Source organism: Hassallia byssoidea VB512170 (assembly GCF_000817785.2).
Classification (GTDB): domain Bacteria; phylum Cyanobacteriota; class Cyanobacteriia; order Cyanobacteriales; family Nostocaceae; genus Hassallia; species Hassallia carrinoi.
Genome location: NZ_JTCM02000003.1, coordinates 26,237 through 44,684 on the forward strand (window position 1 = coordinate 26,237; position 18,448 = coordinate 44,684).

The 18,448-nt window shown below is 42.5% G+C and carries 19 protein-coding genes and 1 other RNA gene; 17 read left to right on the forward strand and 3 right to left on the reverse strand.

Going from position 1 to position 18,448, the window contains the following annotated elements; all coding sequences use genetic code 11:
* Positions 1-1,467 (reverse strand): papain fold toxin domain-containing protein, encoded by a 1,467-nt coding sequence (locus tag PI95_RS02245; RefSeq protein WP_052324735.1) that lies wholly within the window; start codon positions 1,465-1,467, stop codon positions 1-3.
* A 638-nt stretch (positions 1,468-2,105) separates the two neighbouring features.
* On the opposite strand from PI95_RS02245, the gene PI95_RS02250 reads away from it, so the two are divergent.
* The 16 genes from PI95_RS02250 (at position 2,106) to ssrA (ending at position 13,160) form a co-directional block, all read left to right on the forward strand.
* A complete protein-coding gene (locus PI95_RS02250) occupies positions 2,106-2,417 on the forward strand; it encodes a BrnT family toxin (protein WP_039738790.1) in 312 nt (103 codons plus the stop codon).
* The gene (locus PI95_RS02255) at positions 2,407-2,634 is read left to right on the forward strand and encodes a CopG family antitoxin (protein ID WP_201280268.1); all 228 of its coding nucleotides are present in this window, start codon (positions 2,407-2,409) and stop codon (positions 2,632-2,634) included. Before PI95_RS02250 ends, PI95_RS02255 begins: the two co-directional genes overlap by 11 nt.
* 779 nt (positions 2,635-3,413) lie before the next feature.
* Positions 3,414-3,674: a DUF4160 domain-containing protein gene (locus PI95_RS02260; protein ID WP_039738792.1), complete on the forward strand. Its 261-nt coding sequence runs from the start codon at positions 3,414-3,416 to the stop codon at positions 3,672-3,674.
* 6 nt (positions 3,675-3,680) lie between these two features.
* The gene (locus tag PI95_RS02265; protein WP_039738794.1) at positions 3,681-3,959 is read left to right on the forward strand and encodes a DUF2442 domain-containing protein; all 279 of its coding nucleotides are present in this window, start codon (positions 3,681-3,683) and stop codon (positions 3,957-3,959) included.
* A gap of 159 nt (positions 3,960-4,118) precedes the next feature.
* Complete coding sequence (locus tag PI95_RS02270; RefSeq protein WP_039738797.1) at positions 4,119-4,649, forward strand: hypothetical protein; 531 nt, start codon at positions 4,119-4,121, stop codon at positions 4,647-4,649.
* Between the two features lie 126 nt (positions 4,650-4,775).
* Entirely contained in the window at positions 4,776-5,954 is a 1,179-nt protein-coding gene (locus PI95_RS02275; protein WP_039738798.1) for a class I SAM-dependent methyltransferase, read from the forward strand.
* Between the two features lie 189 nt (positions 5,955-6,143).
* Positions 6,144-6,587 (forward strand): ATP synthase subunit I, encoded by a 444-nt coding sequence (locus tag PI95_RS02280; protein ID WP_039738800.1) that lies wholly within the window; start codon positions 6,144-6,146, stop codon positions 6,585-6,587.
* A 60-nt stretch (positions 6,588-6,647) separates the two neighbouring features.
* Entirely contained in the window at positions 6,648-7,409 is a 762-nt protein-coding gene (gene atpB / locus PI95_RS02285) for a F0F1 ATP synthase subunit A (RefSeq protein WP_200819242.1), read from the forward strand.
* 84 nt (positions 7,410-7,493) lie between these two features.
* The gene (gene atpE, locus PI95_RS02290) at positions 7,494-7,739 is read left to right on the forward strand and encodes an ATP synthase F0 subunit C (protein ID WP_015112744.1); all 246 of its coding nucleotides are present in this window, start codon (positions 7,494-7,496) and stop codon (positions 7,737-7,739) included.
* Positions 7,740-7,945: 206 nt separating this feature from the next.
* Complete coding sequence (locus PI95_RS02295) at positions 7,946-8,380, forward strand: F0F1 ATP synthase subunit B' (RefSeq protein WP_039738803.1); 435 nt, start codon at positions 7,946-7,948, stop codon at positions 8,378-8,380.
* A 150-nt stretch (positions 8,381-8,530) separates the two neighbouring features.
* Positions 8,531-9,091, forward strand: a complete 561-nt coding sequence (locus tag PI95_RS02300) for a F0F1 ATP synthase subunit B (protein WP_039738804.1) — start codon at positions 8,531-8,533, stop codon at positions 9,089-9,091.
* Between the two features lie 2 nt (positions 9,092-9,093).
* Positions 9,094-9,645, forward strand: a complete 552-nt coding sequence (atpH, locus tag PI95_RS02305) for an ATP synthase F1 subunit delta (protein ID WP_039738805.1) — start codon at positions 9,094-9,096, stop codon at positions 9,643-9,645.
* 227 nt (positions 9,646-9,872) lie between these two features.
* Positions 9,873-11,393 carry a F0F1 ATP synthase subunit alpha gene (atpA, locus tag PI95_RS02310; protein WP_039738807.1) on the forward strand — a complete coding sequence of 507 codons (1,521 nt, stop codon included), beginning with the start codon at positions 9,873-9,875 and terminating at the stop codon, positions 11,391-11,393.
* Positions 11,394-11,556: 163 nt separating this feature from the next.
* Positions 11,557-12,504, forward strand: a complete 948-nt coding sequence (locus PI95_RS02315; RefSeq protein WP_039738809.1) for a F0F1 ATP synthase subunit gamma — start codon at positions 11,557-11,559, stop codon at positions 12,502-12,504.
* A gap of 10 nt (positions 12,505-12,514) precedes the next feature.
* Positions 12,515-12,760 (forward strand): hypothetical protein, encoded by a 246-nt coding sequence (locus tag PI95_RS02320; RefSeq protein WP_163518523.1) that lies wholly within the window; start codon positions 12,515-12,517, stop codon positions 12,758-12,760.
* Positions 12,761-12,769: 9 nt separating this feature from the next.
* Positions 12,770-13,160: a transfer-messenger RNA gene (ssrA, locus tag PI95_RS02325) on the forward strand.
* Between the two features lie 61 nt (positions 13,161-13,221).
* Here ssrA and PI95_RS02330 read toward each other — a convergent pair.
* On the reverse strand, positions 13,222-13,494 hold the full coding sequence (locus tag PI95_RS02330; RefSeq protein ID WP_039738811.1) for a DUF1830 domain-containing protein: 273 nt from the start codon (positions 13,492-13,494) through the stop codon (positions 13,222-13,224).
* 351 nt (positions 13,495-13,845) lie between these two features.
* Between PI95_RS02330 and PI95_RS02335 the strand changes: the two genes are divergently transcribed.
* Positions 13,846-15,234 (forward strand): hypothetical protein, encoded by a 1,389-nt coding sequence (locus tag PI95_RS02335; protein ID WP_039738812.1) that lies wholly within the window; start codon positions 13,846-13,848, stop codon positions 15,232-15,234.
* 238 nt (positions 15,235-15,472) lie between these two features.
* Here PI95_RS02335 and ppsA read toward each other — a convergent pair whose 3' ends face one another.
* Positions 15,473-18,091 carry a phosphoenolpyruvate synthase gene (gene ppsA / locus PI95_RS02340; protein WP_039738813.1) on the reverse strand — a complete coding sequence of 873 codons (2,619 nt, stop codon included), beginning with the start codon at positions 18,089-18,091 and terminating at the stop codon, positions 15,473-15,475.
* Positions 18,092-18,448: the final 357 nt, after the last annotated feature.

Genomic DNA, 18,448 nt, shown 5'->3' on the forward strand with positions numbered 1-18,448 from the left:
TTAAAACAAGTATCCTGATTTGTGAAAATCGTCCCCTCGATATAGCTTACCTATATATGTCAGATTATTCATCCACTGCTCTCTTGGCACTCCATCAGGATGGAGATTGTCAAAAACTTTTTCTTCTCCATTTATCCTAATCGCAATTCCTTCATGATGACCATTAGTTGAAATAATATAGTCTGGTGCAGCTTTTGGTGGGTTGCTATCATCATATATCAAGCTATCCTGGTCTACTTGTTTGACAGTATCAAGTTTAATCCGCTCTCCATGAATACCTTGCTCTTTCAAGTAAGCTTCAATTTCACCAGCGCATGGAACACACTGAAAATTCTCATGAGGACTTACGATATCACGAATATCTTGAAGAACTTCAGGAGTAACTTTTCCTGACTCATCGGGTAAACTACTTGCGAATGGAACATTAGGATTGTACGGCTGTGGGTCAGAAGAATCTGGTGTTCCGTCATTGTCATCATCTAGGTCAGATGCGTCAGGTATGCCGTCTTTATCAAAGTCAGGATTTCCAGGAAAAGTAAAGAATCCGTGTTCCTTCCTCAACAAACGCTCATCTGCTGGTGTATTAGGGTCGTCAGTCTCTTCCCCTGGAATTACAATTGTCGGAGCATTAATCTTATCTCCAGGATTTAATATCCCGGCTGATGGCATTGAATTAATCAAACCTTGCCAGTCAGAATCATTTAGTAATCTAACTGCTTCATCACGCTTTTCTTGCGACCAATCTTTCCACAGGTTTGGAGGTGTTTCGGGTTGTTCATCCTGTCTGGTAATCGAAGTAATAGTAATTCCTGTTATTTGTGCCCACTCATTAACAGGATATCCTCCTGTTCCTGTGTAATTCCATCCAAGACTCCCTGTTCTGATTCCATCATTGTTATATATTCCAATCAGGGGTGGAGACCAACCAGTTATCCAGTGATCAGCATCAGCTTCTGCATAGTTAATTGAACCTAGTGCCGTACCGCTATAAAAATAGTCATAGCTATAAGTACCATCAGTGCTATGAAGAGTTGCTTCAATGTTGTAAACTACATTTGCCTGGGCATCACAAACTAAATCAGTAGGATAGGCAGCACAATACTTTTCCTTAGCCTTTTCCTGAGCCTTTTCATTTTGAGACTGATTCCAATAGTATAAAATTCCTAAAGTACCAAGCCTCGCAGCAACAGAAATTTCCGCAACACCTTGCACAGAAGAAGTAGTAGCTCCAGCAGCAGTGGTAGTGCTAAGAGTTGAAGCACCAAACCCAGCACCTGTAGGAGCGGAAACAGCAGGAGCTAATTCAGAACTTACAGCAGCAGCGCATTCAGGGTTAGCAGCACAAGCGTCTAGGGATGACAAGAATGCATAAGCAGGTTTAGGAAAAATTCCTTTAAATATAAAAAGTAAAAGAAACGTCCAAATTCCTACTAATCTAGATACAGATTTCTTTGTTTTTGAGCGCATGAGTCTAACTTATAAAAATAGTGTTGTAACTATCTCTAATTTTTTCCTAGCAAAATTTTGGATTTAAAACTTATGCATCCATCACAAGGTCTAGGTAATTTTCAATAGTTATTGACTAAAATCATACTCAAGTTTTTATAAAGTTAATCTAAACAAAAGTGCTGTAAAATTTAAATTTTATAAGAAGAAATATACATATAAGCCTAAGTAGTAATTTGAAAAATTAAATCTCTTAACAATTCCGGGTTTTTTGTATTGTTATGATAAAGTTTCACAAAGCAAGTTTTCAGTCAAGGATAATGGTGTTTCTCCAAACCTGTGGAAAGAATACATATATATATAAAAGTTTTAGAACTTACCCACTGCCAACCCTCAACAGCCCTTAGTCACGCAACTGAGACTTTATTTAATTGAAAACTCCTGAAACGCTACCTAAGCGTCCTAACTTAATTACCTGATACTTTTTAGTCTCCCTTTATCGCGTCGTGTAGCGGGGGATTTTGCCGCGTGGACTGATACAGCATTTCTGATACTCGCTAAAAAATGATTGATATTTTGCCGCTTTGTTGAGGCAACGCAAAGAGCGATCGCCCCTGAAATGTATTGACATTTGTATATACAAATGTTATTTCTAATTTATGATAGAAGATATATCAGGGTATGACTGGGATGATGGAAATTATCAAAAGTGTCAAAAACATGGGGTTTCAATAGAAGAAATTGAGACTTTATTTTCTAGCAAAGTTTGGATTGGACCAGATATAAACCATTCTGAGCTTGAGCAAAGATTTCTTGCAATAGGTAAATCAACTAAAGGCAAATATATTTTTTTAGCCTTTACCATACGTGAGAAAAAAGAGGAAATATTTATTAGACCAATTAGCGCCCGGTATATGCACGAAAAAGAGGTTCAGAAATATGAAAAAAATCTTGCCAAAAATGACAACTGATGAAGAAGTAGAAAGCTTATTAGATGAAGATTTGTCAGACTATCTTCATTCAGATAATTTTAAGCTTGTCAATTTTGAATTTAAACCTAAAGACAAAACTGTCAACTTACGACTTTCTGAAGAGATGCTAAAAACAGTCAAAGCTGTTTCCAAGAAAGAGGGTATTCCATACCAACGATATATCCGAAGAGCAATAGAAAAGTCTTTGGGTGAATGATTAAGTTTGATTGGTGGTCTAATTAAAATTTTTCAGGATTTGGGTTTTATTTCAAGTAGGTAAATACGATTAAACCTCGACCTCGTAAGCTAGAGAAAACTGCACTATTTCTGAAATTAAAAACGGCTGAAAACATTGTAAAAAGTATGTTTCAGCCGCTTGATTAATTTATAATTAACGCACCAATCACCCCATAAGCCATAAGTTTGCCATTAGCGCGTGGATTCGTACAGCATTTGTGATACTCGCGAAAAAATGATTGATATTTTGCAGCTTTATTGAGGCAACGCAAAGCGCGATCGCCCAAAAATAAATTTCCCGGCTGATTGCGAAATAGAAGTGAGTGAAGCTGTATATATCAGCGTTGACTTATAAAAAACTTATATTTATGCGTAATAAATTTTACTTACTATTACATGCTGCTTTGTTCACTCTAGCCCTGATGTGGGCGAACACTTCTGCTGATGGCTTACCAAAACCAAACACGAATCTTGCCTTCAGGTTGACACAGAATATATCTGTTGTACAACCCTGAAATATCAAAATATTAGTCAGAAAGATGGATGTAATAAAGCGTAAAACCTCACCCCGTCTTTGACTACTGTCAAAGCCTCCCCTCTCCTTAACAAGGAGAGGGGTTAGGGGTGAGGTTGTATATTATTTAATGGCAGTGGCTCGGCTATAAAAACAAAGTCCGGCTTATATGTTTAAAATGTCGGGAGATATTGTTGATACAACATTAGTGTTATTTGTCAAAACTTTGAGTATAAAAAGAACTAATGCCTGAAATTAGCCGTTTTTTCGGAATTATCATCACAATGTACTATAACGACCACCCACCCCCACACTTTCACGTCAGATATAACCAACAAAAAGCCATAATCACTATTGAAACTTTAGAAATTCTCGAAGGTAAACTTAGCTCCAGAGCTTTTAAACTAGTATCAGAATGCGCAATTTTACATCAAAACGAATTAATGCAAAACTGGGAATTAGCTAGGGATAATCAAACTTTAAACGCAGTCTCACCACTGGAGTAGTGAAATATGTTACAAGATATCGTTGTAGTAGAACCAAGAGAAAATTACCAACTATATATTCGCTTTGAAGATGGTGTTGAGGGAATAGTTGATATTAGCAATCTAATCAAGTTTACTGGTGTTTTTGAGCCTTTGCAAGATGAAGAATACTTTGGAATGGTTGAATTAAATCATGAATTAGGCACAATCCAATGGCAATCAGGAGCCGACCTTGACCCTGATGTTCTTTATGCTCTGATTAGCAAACAACCTATTCCTAACTATCAATTAAGTCGTACAACTTGATATCGTTTCCTCTCTCTGTGAATTTGGAGATGGGTTAGGGGTGAGGTTGCATATTATTCAATTCTCGCTCCTAAAATTAATTGTGCGATCTACAACCACTGAGCGAACGAAACGCGATCGCCTAAACTATAATTCTTATCTACCATACTGAGAAAACCGATGTCTGCTTGTAAGAAATTTAACTTATTATCTACCGCTGCTTTATCCGTTTGTGCGATCGCTTTAAATGTTGCACCTGCAAACGCGCTACCAGGACAAAATATTAACACCGTCCTCAACTGGGCAAAAACCAGACCTCAACTATCAGCACTGAAATATAACAGCGAAGCAAATGGTTATGAAGGTCGTAAGGGAAATTTATACTTTTATGCGAATGCTACTTCCCAAAACGGGACTGTGACTAAAGAAGGAATAACAGTCAGCGGAGACCCTAGCATAAAATTTATCAATAATAATGCTAAGGGCATGAAACTGCTGCAAAATATTTATAATTCGGAAATTGCTAACGACTTTCGTAATTCTCGCTCTGTCACCAAAGTCGGTAGAGACACCTTTCATCGCGGACAAAAATTCGCCTACATCACTGCTGATGTTCAAGGTGGGACTAATTTGCAAATAATTTCTTTGAATAATTTGCAAGGTGAAATCAAAAACGCCAAATATTGCCAAACCCATCAATGTGACCTTTGATAAATGCCCCTCACCCTTCAGGGTGTCGGGCTTTTAACCTATTAGTCCGCGAAGGCGGACTTTGTTTGTGTAGCCGCGACTTCAGTCGTCCGGTATACTCAAAAATGCTGCCATACTGCTCCAAAAATGTCCGATCAAACCGTTAGCGCTGCTGTCGCCAAACTCTACAATACCTATCCCTTTCCCCCAGAACCGCTGCTAGATGAACCACCTCCAGGCTACAATTGGCGCTGGAATTGGTTAGCCGCATACAACTTCTGCACCGGACAAAAACCGCAAAAGCAAGATATCCGCATTTTAGATGCTGGCTGCGGTACTGGGGTGAGTACTGAATATTTGGTGCATCTCAACCCACAAGCGCAGGTTGTGGGAATTGACTTAAGTGCTGGTGCTTTGGATGTTGCAAAAGAACGGTGTAAACGTTCTGGAGCAAATAGAGTAGAATTTCATCACCTCAGTCTGTACGATGTGGAACAACTTCCGGGTGAGTTTGATTTAATTAACTGTGTGGGGGTACTGCATCATTTAAGCGACCCAATTCGCGGTATTCAAGCTTTGGCGAAGAAGTTAGCCCCAGGTGGTTTAATGCACATCTTCGTCTATGGCGAGTTGGGACGTTGGGAAATTCAACTTATGCAAAAGGCGATCGCACTTCTTCAAGGCGACAAGCGCGGCGATTATCGCGATGGCGTTCAAGTTGGACGACAATTATTTTCATCATTACCAGAAAACAATAGAATTGTCAAGTACGAGAAGCAACGTTGGGCACTGGAAAACCAGCGGGATGAATGCTTTGCCGATATGTATGTTCATCCCCAAGAGATTGACTACAACATTGAAACGCTGTTTGAATTAATTGATGCTTCGGGTTTGGAGTTTATTAACTTTTCAAATCCGGCATTTTGGCAGTTGCAGCGACTTTTGAGCAAAGCACCGGAATTGATCGAACGGGCACAAGGTTTGAGCGATCGCTCTTTGTACCGCTTGATAGAATTACTAGATCCAGAAGTTACCCATTACGAGTTTTTCCTCGGTCGTCCTCCCGTAGCTAAAGCAGATTGGTCAGTTGATGATGCTTTATTAACAGCGATTCCCGAACTTAACCCTTGTATTGATGGGTTTCCGAGTAAGTGTATTTTTAACTACGATTATCAAATTATCAACTTGTCAGACAGCGAGTTTGAGTTTTTGGAAAAGTGTGATAGAAAGGCAACGGTAAGAGAGATTTTAGGAAGTGTGGAGTTGGGAATAGAGGGGGTGCGATCGCTCCAGAAGCAGCAGGTGATATTGTTAACACCAAGCTAATGAGACAAGGAGGACAAGGAGGACAAGGGGGACAACTAACCACTAACTCCTAACTCCTAACTGCGCTCCTCCCAACTCCCAAACAAGAAGTTAATTGTTTTTTCCTAAAGTATTGTTACCCAACCGTGATATGATTCAGCTGACTGAATGTGCAGTCAACATAATTAGCTGTACTGGTTTCTCCTTCCCGTGAGCTTGTCAGACGAATCGATTAACCCCACGCCGACAACACGACAAGATGCTCAACCTGGTTTTGAGGATACAGAACCAGCCTCTTCTTCTATGGAAGAGTTTTATCAACTCTTTCAGAAGTTGTTGAAAATCACACTCGTGTTGACCGGGATTATTTTTATCTCAGTGTGGATTTTTTATTCCCTAAACATTGCCCTGAATTATTTGATAGGGGCGTGTGCGGGTGTGGTTTACTTAAAATTGCTGGCTAGAGACGTTGAGCGGCTAGGTAGCGAAAAAAAAAGTTTGAGCAAAGACCGTTTTGCTCTGTTTATTGGTTTGATGGTAGTTGCGACTCAATGGCGCGATTTACATGTCCTGCCAATATTCTTGGGATTTCTCACTTACAAAGCCACGCTCATCGTCTATACAGTGCAAACTGCGTTTATTCCTGATTCTTAAAAGTCAGGCTCACAAAGACAATATCTCCAATCCTCGCTTTTTGGGGAAAAATCTTGAAGAATGCACATGCTTAGTGTCTCAAACGCCTTTAATTCTTTTCCCCTCGCCGAATTGGAAGTAGGTCATCACCTCTACTGGCAATTGGGCAATCTGAAAATACACGGACAAGTTTTTCTCACCTCATGGTTTGTGATTGGCGTTCTTGTCATAGCTTCCATAGCTGCTACTACCAACGCCAAGAGAATTCCTAAAGGCATCCAAAATTTGATGGAATATGCCCTAGAATTTATTCGGGACTTGGCGAAAAACCAACTTGGTGAGAAAGACTACCGTCCTTGGGTGCCGTTTATTGGCACACTATTTTTGTTTATCTTCGTGTCGAATTGGTCGGGTGCTTTAATTCCCTGGAAGCTAATCAAACTGCCTTCGGGTGAATTAGCAGCACCGACAAATGATATCAATACGACTGTCGCATTGGCGTTGCTAACTTCTTTAGCGTATTTTTACGCCGGATTTAGCAAACGGGGTTTAGGCTACTTTAAGAAGTATATAGAGCCAACACCGATTTTATTGCCGATCGCTATTCTCGAAGACTTCACCAAGCCTCTGTCCCTAAGCTTCCGTCTATTTGGCAATATTTTGGCGGATGAATTGGTAGTAGGTGTGCTAGTTCTATTGGTTCCTCTGTTTATACCTTTGCCCGTTATGGCTTTAGGTCTATTTACCAGTGCCATTCAAGCCCTGGTATTTGCTACCTTAGCAGGAGCATACATTCACGAGGCAATAGCTGGTCACGGTGATGAAGGGCATGAGGAGCATTAAAGCTTCTCAGTTGATGTAATTTTAGATTTTGTTCAAAATCTAAAACCGAAAATTGTTCATTCTGTTCTCATAAGGAAAATCAAAATGGATCCATTAGTTTCTGCTGCTTCCGTTCTCGCTGCTGCTTTAGCAATTGGTCTAGCTGCAATTGGACCTGGTATCGGTCAAGGAAATGCTGCGGGTCAAGCAGTAGAAGGTATTGCGCGTCAACCAGAAGCAGAAGGAAAAATTCGCGGTACATTGCTGTTAACCTTAGCATTCATGGAATCCCTGACCATCTACGGTCTGGTTATTGCTCTAGTGCTACTGTTTGCTAACCCATTTGCCTAAGACCTAAAAATTGTTAGTGTAGAGACGCGAACGATGCCAGCGCAAGTTGCTAGACATCCAACCGTCTCTACAACTGACCTAATCGACTTTTCCACGTCGTTTCGATGTAAGTTGACCCTGGTTGGCTATGGGGTCTATAGAATATCAAAGGTTGGATGAATTAGCTAGCCATCAAAGAATGCTATTCCAGCCCGTAGAGGAGAGAAATGTTTGATTTCGATGCTACCTTGCCCTTGATGGCATTGCAATTTTTGCTGTTAGCAGCTTTGTTGAATGCAATTTTCTACAAGCCACTGACCAAGGTACTAGACGATCGCGATAATTATATCCGGACGAACAACCTTGAAGCTCGCGAACGCTTGGCAAAAGCCGAGCGCTTAACTAAAGAATACGAACAGCAGTTAGCCGATGCCCGCAGGCAATCGCAAGCTACTGTAGACGCAGCTCAAGCCGAAGCTAAGAAAATTACGGCACAGAAAATTGCTGAAGCGCAAAAAGAAGCTCAAGCTCAACGCGAACAAGCATCTGTGGAAATCGAGCAGCAAAAGCAAGAAGCTATGCAATCCTTAGAGCAACAAGTTGATGCCCTGAGCAGGCAGATTCTAGAAAAACTATTAGGACCAACAAGTCTGGTTAGATAGAGTAATATCTTCCAGATTATAACATTGGTTCTGTTGAAAGTATACGCGCATCTCAACGAAAGTCTAGGAAGGCGCTTAATTAAGTGTCGTTTGGCACTTTTTCTCATCGATAAAGTTCAAATTAATCAGCAAGCGATCGCGAGCGTGTAAATGGCTAACATGGGGACTTTCATATTACTTGCCGCAGAAGCCGCTGTTCATCACTCAGAAATGGCAGAAGGCGAAGGTGGTTTCGGTCTAAACCTAGACATTTTAGAAACCAATCTGATTAACTTAGCGCTTCTAATTGGCATACTATTTTACTTTGGACGTAAAGTTTTAACCAACATCCTGAATGAACGGCGGATAAATATTGAAACCGAAATTCAGGGAGCGGAAGCGCGTTTAAAAGAGGCACAAATTGCCCTTTCAAAAGCGCAAGAACAGTTAACTCAAGCGCAAGCAGAAGCACAACGCATCCGCAAAGCAGCCGAAGAAAATGCGGCATCTGCGCGAGAAGCAACATTGGCAAAGGCAGCGCAAGACGTAGAACGCTTGAAACAAACAGCCGCAGCTGATTTAAACACAGAAAGAGATCGAGCGATCGCCGAACTGCGGCAACGGGTAAGCGCTTTAGCATTGCAAAAAGTCGAATCCGGTTTGCGAAGTGGCATTGCCGACGACGTTCAACAAACATTAATTGACCGCAGCATCGCGCAGGTGGGAGGCTAGGTATGAAAAGCGACATAGCAACAGCCGAAATCGCCCAGCCTTATGCACAGGCATTAATGTCAGTAGCTGAGTCAAAAAACCAGACAGAAGAATTCGGCGAAGATGTACGTTCTTTGCTGAATTTATTGCAAAATTCTCCAGAATTGCAAAGTTTTGTCGGCAACCCCTTTATTGAGCCAGACAAAAAAAAGGCAGTCATCAACGAAGTAGTTGGTGACACTAACTCAAACTTCCGCAATTTCTTGATGCTGCTAGTAGATAGACGGCGCATTTTGTTGCTAGAACCAATTTGCGAGCAGTACATAACGCTTCTCAGACAGAAAAATCAAACTGTCTTAGCAGAAATAAGCTCTGCCGTTCCTCTTTCCCAAGAACAAGAACAAGCAATACGAGAAAAAGTCATCGCCATGACCAACGCTCGTCAAGTCGATCTAGAAACGAAAATAGACCGTGACTTGATTGGTGGTGTGATCATTAAAGTTGGCTCTCAAGTAATTGACGCCAGTTTGCGGAGTCAGTTACGCCGTCTTTCCTTACGCTTAAGTGGCTCGTAATAAATTGTTAGTTGTTGGTTGTTGGTTGATAGTTGATAGTTGATAGTTGTTAGTTGTTGGTGAGCCAGTGCGCTATCGCGGCTCTGCCGACTTGAAGCACAGCCGCGAGGAGCGAAGGGTTGTTGATTTTTCCACTAACTACTAACTACTAACTACTAACCACTAACCACTAACCACTAACCACTAACCACTAACTACTCCCTCAGTCTCCCAAAAAAGATAGACACATGGCTATTAACATCAGACCTGACGAAATCAGCAGCATTATTCAGAGACAAATCGAGCAATACGACCAAGATGTCAAAGTTGCTAACGTTGGTACCGTTTTGCAAGTAGGTGACGGTATTGCCCGGATCTATGGTCTAGAAAAGGCTATGGCTGGGGAACTACTAGAATTTGAAGATGGTACAATCGGCATCGCCCAGAACTTAGAAGAAGATAACGTCGGTGCGGTGCTAATGGGTGAAGGTCGCGAGATTCAAGAAGGTAGCTCCGTAACCGCCACTGGCAGAATTGCCCAGGTGCCAGTGGGTGAAGCGATGGTTGGACGAGTTATTGATGCTTTAGGTCGTCCGATTGATGGTAAGGGAGAAATCAAAACTACAGAAACTCGCTTGATTGAATCTCCCGCACCCGGTATTATTGCGCGTCGTTCCGTACACGAACCGATGCAAACCGGTATCACCGCGATTGATTCGATGATTCCCATCGGTCGGGGTCAGCGCGAATTAATTATCGGCGATCGCCAAACCGGAAAAACCGCGATCGCGATTGACACAATCATCAACCAAAAAGAAGAAGATGTAATTTGTGTTTATGTAGCGATCGGTCAAAAAGCTTCGACCGTCGCTAACGTGGTGCAAACATTGCAAGAAAAAGGCGCAATGGATTATACCATAGTTGTTGCCGCTAACGCCAGTGACCCAGCAACACTACAATACTTGGCTCCTTACACTGGGGCAACAATGGCTGAGTACTTCATGTACAACGGCAAAGCTACCCTAGTAATTTACGATGACTTGTCCAAACAGGCTCAAGCTTATCGTCAAATGTCCTTGCTGCTGCGTCGTCCACCCGGACGGGAAGCGTATCCTGGAGATGTATTCTACATCCACTCCCGCTTGTTGGAAAGAGCCGCTAAACTCAGCGATGAATTGGGCAAAGGCAGCATGACCGCTCTACCAATCATCGAAACCCAAGCTGGTGACGTATCCGCTTACATCCCCACCAACGTAATTTCGATTACCGACGGTCAGATATTCCTCTCTTCTGACTTGTTTAACTCAGGTATTCGTCCGGCTGTAAACCCCGGTATTTCCGTATCCCGCGTAGGTTCTGCCGCTCAAACCAAGGCAATGAAAAAAGTTGCCGGTAAAATCAAGTTGGAATTAGCGCAGTTTGACGACTTACAAGCCTTCGCGCAATTTGCTTCTGACTTAGATAAAACCACCCAAGACCAGTTAGCACGCGGTCAGCGCTTGCGCGAACTTCTCAAGCAGTCGCAAAACCAACCCCTATCGGTATACGAGCAAGTAGCAATTCTATACGCTGGTATTAACGGTTACTTGGATGAAATCCCAGTCAACCAAATTACAAACTTCACCAAAGGTCTGCGCGAGTACTTAAAGACCAGCAAACCTCAATACACTCAAGCAGTACAAACTCAGAAAGTACTCGGCGACGCTGAGGAAACTGCTTTGAAAGAAGCACTTACCGAATACAAGAAAACATTCTTGGCAACAGTGTAAAAATTTTGGATTTTGCGGAAAGTCTGAGCGGAGGCTTCCTCCGTTCGCCCTTGGCGTTGCCGCAGGCATCAGAACTTTCAAAGACGGATTTTGGATTTTGGATTAAATCTAGAATCCAAAACTCCAAATCTAAAATCTAAAATCTAAAATCTAAAATCGGATTATGGCTAATCTCAAAGCAATACGCGATCGCATTCAGTCGGTCAAAAATACCCAAAAAATTACAGAAGCGATGCGACTGGTAGCAGCAGCCAGAGTGCGTCGCGCTCAAGAACAGGTGATTGCTACTCGTCCTTTTGCCGATCGCTTGGCACAAGTATTATATGGCTTGCAAACTCGTTTGCGGTTTGAAGAAGCAAATTTACCACTTCTGAAAAAACGCGATGTCAAGTCTGTCGGGTTGCTGGTAATCTCAGGCGATCGGGGTTTGTGCGGTGGCTACAACACCAACGTCATTCGTCGCGCGGAAAATCGCGCTAAGGAACTGAAAGCAGAAGGCGTAAACTACAAATTTGTACTGGTAGGACGCAAAGCCATTCAGTACTTCCAACGCCGAGATCAGCCGATTGATGGAACCTACACAGGCTTAGAGCAAATTCCTGTCGCATCTGAGGCAAATCAAATTGCCGATCAACTGCTTTCTTTGTTCCTTTCAGAAAGCGTAGACCGGGTAGAGCTAGTCTACACCAGGTTCATCTCCCTGGTTAGTTCTCGCCCAGTGGTGCAAACTTTGCTTCCTTTTGACGTTCAAGGTTTAGAAGCCGGTGACGACGAAATTTTCCGCCTGACAACTCGTGGCGGTCAATTTGAAGTCCAACGCGAGAAAGTCACTACCCCAGTTCGCGCTTTTCCCCGCGATATGCTTTTTGAGCAAGATCCAGTGCAGATTCTCGATTCTCTGTTGCCATTGTACCTGAGTAACCAGCTATTGCGGGCGCTGCAAGAATCAGCCGCCAGCGAACTAGCCGCACGCATGACAGCAATGAACAACGCCAGCGACAACGCCGGCGAATTGATTAAATCTCTCTCTTTGTCATATAACAAAGCCCGCCAAGCCGCAATTACCCAAGAAATTCTAGAGGTTGTTGGCGGCGCCCAAGCGTTGACTTAGGGGTTAGGGATTGGGGGACAAGGGGACAAGGGGACAAGGAGACAAGGGGACAAGGAGGACAAGGAGGCAGGGGGCAGGGGGCAGGGAGCAGGGGGAGTTTGTCTTTCCATCCCCCCCTCTCCCTTGTCTCCCCCCTCCCCCTTGTCTCCCTTGTCTCCCCCATCCCCCCCTCTCCCCCTCTCCCCCTCCCCTTGTCCCCCCCTCTCCTCACTCCCCCAATTTGTTGCAAATTTCCAAATACTACACTATAATCTAAATATGACATGGGGCCGTAACGGTTTCGACGTGATGGCGAAAGCTGCTCTGTGATTCAGGTCGAGAGTGAGTCTGCTCTCGTAAATCAAAGGCTCGAAAAAAAAGTAAATGCGAACAACATCGTAAAATTTGCTCGTAAGGATGCTCTAGTAGCAGCCTAAAACACCTCTTTCAGGTTCGAGCGTCTCTAGTTTGACTCCGTTAAGGGCTAGAGACCAACCCCCAACGGATGCTCTAGCAAGCGTTCTCTGGTTGGCTTGCTAGCTAAGATTCAATCAGAGCATCCTACGTTCGGGATAATGAACGATTCCCGCCTTGAGGGTTAGAAAGGCTAAACCTGTGAACGAGTGGGGGGTTAATACCCATTGCGGACGGCAGTTCAATTCTGCCCGGTTCCACTAAAATAGTTAAAAAATCCACCTGACACTAATGTGTAGGTGGATTTTGCTTTTTGGATACGATTTAGCTACTAGTGAAAGAATGCGCGAGATCATTATCAAGATGTAAATCAGTACAGCAGATTTTATCAGCCAACGACGTACTTGTATGAATTTCTAATTCTGCCTCTGGTAAAGCTTCAAACAGAAGTATTTGTTCGGGAAAAACTACTCGCTCAAAATACCAATTGGGAATGTTGGAAATCCGAATAATTTGGATTTGAGAAGTGTGATTTGTATAACCACATAAAATTTGACGTTCCGAGTCAATATTTAGATAATCAAGAATTTGAGTCATATTTTTCCTTTTTGGGTGATAACTAATAAAGCAGAAAAATAAAAAGCGAACGTATTGATTGCTAGTGAAAAAGAGACAAAAATCTATATTGACGAATGTATCACTTTATTTTTCATACTTTATCTTTTAATTGACGTAAAGAGCTAGATTGATTTTTTATCTCAGGAATGAAATAATCATAAATTTATTGTACGGTACTCCTATCGCTTAACCGTGATTTGAGGATAAAACCTGGAAACTCTGGGTAAACAACTATAGGTAGTTTAGCTATCCCGTGCTTACAGGTTTGTAAACTACAGAAACTTTTGAGAAATTTCATCTGTCTGATTGTGTACATTCTGACAAAAGCTAATGTCTGTTTCTGCACAAGGCATTCCCGGAGTGCCAGATTTAACACATCCTGTTGAGCTAGTTCACTTGGGAAGCCAGATACTCAAAGCTTCAGTTTTATTAGTATTTCTGGTGATAGCTTTGGGAATAGCGATCGCGCTATTGAGTTTTTCTCTCCGTCGTTTGCCAAAAGAACAATCTCTATTTGTTAGCGAGTGGGCGCTTCGTTATTCTGAACTTTTGCGGGGATTCCAGCATCTAGCCCTGGTATTAGTTTTGCTGGTGGTGGGATTTTTTCTTTGTTCAACTCTTAGCAATCGCTATCATTACTGGGAACAGGCAAAAGTTGCTCAAGTTGCTCTGTTGGTCGCTGGAGATAAACTAGAACAATCAGCACCGCAAGTACGCTACATCGTTAAAGAGCCGTATACCACGACAACTCAAGTTAATGGCAAAATAGTCAAAATAAATGAAACGCGAGATGTCAACCGCTTTCTGACCGTAGCTGGCTCGCAAATTCAAGTAAAGCTTGACCAAACTCCAGATGTTCAAGGTCGTAGTGCAATTTATCGCGTAGATTACAGCGCTGACTACAAAGTTGTCAATCAACTTGAGAATATTAATAATTTTATCTTTGAAGTACCCCCACCCAACGGCTACTCGCTACTGCAAAGCTATAAAGTAGAGCGTGCTGGTACTAGACTACAACAAACAAATCCCGGTGATTATAGCTTTGCATTTAGCTTGCAACCGAGAGAAGAAACTAGCTTTCGCGTTACCTATAAAGCGCAAGGTGGACCACGTTGGGTTTATAGTGCCCAAGGGCAATTACTTTCTAACTTTCGCTTGATAGCGATCGCCAACTTCGCTGGAGCTAACTTTGCCAGCGGTATTATACCAAATGACATTAAAGTTGATAGAAAAAGCACCCAATTTACTTGGATATTTGATGATAATGTTTCCGTCAAAAATCCCTTTGGAGTATATACCAACACCGACCCGATTCGTAACACTGGCATCATGCCGCGTCTATTATTGCTAGCGCCGGCGTTATTTCTCTGGTGGATATTGTTGTTATATTTATCCATCCCAATGAGTTTGAAAAACGTAGCGCTGGCTGGCGGGATTTTCTTTGCTTGTCTATTGACTTTGACTTATTTAGCCCGTTTCATGAACGCTGAATTTGCTTGGACGTTGATTTCTTTCATCTTACTAGCTTTGTCATGGGGGTTAGGAGCAAATTTGCGTGCATCCCTGGCAGCCCTTATTTGTACCATTGCCGGCGCCGTATTACCCGTATTTGGGTTATTAGTATCATTTAGCGGTCTTACCCTCAGCCTTGCGGGTTTACTTTCGGCAGTTTGGCTGGCAGTTATTCACTTGTATGGGTGGTACAAATTGCAACCCTGAATCGGTTAATTAAGCTATGGTCTGAATTTTAGCCGCCAATGCTCCTAATATCCAAACATGATCTCTGCCACAGGACTTACGCAACTGTCACAAGCGATCGCCAGCCAGTTCTACACCGAGAACATGGGGATTGCTGGACGTTTAAGCTGTTGAATTAAATAGTCACAGAGCAATCCATGCTTAAGTTGATAAAAAGATTAATCCTCAATATTTAAAATCCAATTTTGTAATTTTCGCTTTAATATAGGATTTCTACATACCCTTCTGTTCCATGCACGCGAATTCGTTGCCTATCTTTTATCATTTTGGTAGCATTTTCTACTCCGACAACTGCTGGTAAGCCATATTCACGTGCGATAACTGCTCCGTGGGTCATCAGTCCACCAACTTCGGTGACTAGACCTTTTATGGATACAAACAATGGTGTCCAGCTAGGGTCAGTAAAGGAGGTGACTAATATATCTCCATCTTCTAGATTAGCATCTTCCATATTTAAGATGACACGTGCTCGTCCCTCTATAACTCCGGAAGAAACAGGTAGACCTACAATAGCTTCGGCTGGAAGATTTTCTCGTTTGTACTCACCTGCAATGATTTCACCATCAGACGTGATAACACGTGGGGGAGTTAGTTTTTCATATAATTTATACTCGTCTTTTCGTTTGCTGATGATCTGGTAATCCAGTTTATTTGTGCGTAAGACTTCGCGAAGTTCTTCAAAAGTAAGATAGTGTATATCTTCTTTTTCATGAATAACGTTGGCTTGTACGAGTTGTTCGGATTCTTTTAGTAAAGCCTGCTTATAAACGAAGTAGCGATTAATCATGCCGTATTTTGGATATTCACGATAACCGATGAAATTCCGGATCAGGGTGATCATTCGTTTTGTCTGTTTGGCTTTTCGTTTACCATCCGGTAATTGCTTCAATCGATCTAATAACTCTTGTTCTTTTTTCAAAGCTGACTGTCGCCCTTGCTCAAATTTCCGATTGCTAGCATTAGGCTCAAAGTTTTTGATGTTACTGAGAATCATGGGAACAAGTGTAGTTGGTTTTTCGCTCCAACGAGTTTTAGTAATATCGATTTCTCCGGCACATCGCATTCCGTATTTGCTGAGATAATCATAAATAGCGTCTTGGGTTTCCTGTCCACCATCAAACTTAATCAGTTCATCCAAAAAGTTATCATCTTTTACATGTTGTAAATAATCAATTACTTCTGGATAAGGACGAATCACATCTGCGACATCCAATAGCTCCAGACCCATTTCCGAAGTAATATTGTTGGGTACAGATTGAGAAAGCGTGTCTACTACGTTTTTTTCACCTAACCACTCCTTCATTTTTTCATTGATCCATGTTGAAGCATCAATAGCAGCCATAAACACACGCGAACTTTGTGGGTCAAATAAAATCTTCTTCAATTGCTGGATATCTTCCAGAATGAAATCAATCAGATCCGCTCCCGACTTCGTTCGGATGGTTTGTTTTAACTCTTCTATCGACGTTTGATTACTCTTAATCAAAGCAGAAACGATCGTCGGATCGTTTTCGATTTGCGCTAGAGAACCCGAAGGCGGCGCACTATTATTCCTGTCACCGAAACTCTGTTCTTGCTTATCATCCAGTAAAGATTTTATGAAATCTCCCCGCTCTATTATGGTCATGAGCGCGTCTTTTATGAGCGGATCGTGTTGTCCCATGACATTTAATAAGATTTCTCTGCTGACAGGTGAAGCCAGTTGTTGTGTGACATCAACAAACAACCTTCCACCAGCTTTATACATGGGTCGAGCAGCTGTTAACTGGAATAAAGACAATCCCAATGGTTTCATGGGGTCAGTCATCATTTGTTGATGACCGACAGATACATAGACATGATTTTCCTGATCATTCGCTTCAGGGATCGGGTATAAAGTAGTGATTGGCCGACTCTGGACAATATAAAATGTGTCATCAACCAAACACCATTCGATGTCCTGGGGGCGGTCGAAATGTTCTTCGATCTTCCTACTTATGCGCTCAAGCTGTAAAATCTGCTCATCCGTCAGCGCTTGCCGATTCTGCCGCTCAGGCTCAATCTCCTGTTCTTTCGTACCGCCATCTTTTAAGGCATAAATAGCCAGTTTCTTGGTGGATATCTTCTTATCGATAACCTTGCCGTTACGCACTTTATAGCTATCGGCATTCACCAGTCCGGAGACCAAAGCCTCACCAAGGCCGAAGCTGGCATCAATGGATAACACTTTCCTAGTAGAAGTGACGGGATCGGCAGTAAACAAAATTCCTGCCACCTGCGGAAAGACCATCTTCTGAACAACTACAGACAGGTGGACTTTACGGTGGTCGAAGCCGTTTTGAAGGCGGTAAATTACTGCCCTCTCGGTAAATAGCGATGCCCAGCACTTGCTGATGTGCTTTAGGATTGCCTCCTTTGCGATAATGTTCAAATATGTATCCTGCTGACCTGCAAAGGAGACCGTCGGTAAATCCTCTGCCGTTGCGCTGGATCGTACTGCATAGGCATTTTTTTCTCCAAGTGTGGAGAGAGAGCGGGTGATCTCTTCATTCATGTCTTCAGGGATGGCTATCCCTTCGATGACCCTGCGAATCTCACCGCAAAGTTCACCGATTTTATCCCGGTCTTCCACCTTTAGAAGCGATAACCGAGCGAGTAATTCGTTAATCGATGACGTTTCCCCAATAATTCTTTGAAAGGCTTCAGTAGAAATACAAAAGCCATCTGGTACGCGGATTCCTTCAATCTGGGAAAGTTCCCCCAGGTTCGCGCCTTTACCCCCAACAATCATGAGTTTTGTTTTGTCAATATCTTGAAAACAAAGCACAAATGAACTCATCAGTTTCCCTCCTTTGGCAATTCATACTTTGGTAATTTTTATGACATCCTATCCATAATAATCAGGACTTACGCAACTGGCACAAAGCGCGGGCAGGTAGACAAGGGCAAACACATCTGAACATGACTTGCGCTCTTGGTAGTGTGGGGGATTTGCGCTTCAAGGGATTCTGACAGATAGGCGATCGCCCTGTGCCAGTTGCGTAAGTCCTGTGCCACTAAAAAAGCGCGTTAGTGCGAGCATCTTGCTCGCGTCGTGAGCGAGACGCTCACACTACCAACCCGTCAAAATAAGTTTGACAGACTAGTGGGCACGAAGCGTGCCATATTAAGCGTTAAAACGCTTACTACGAAGAAT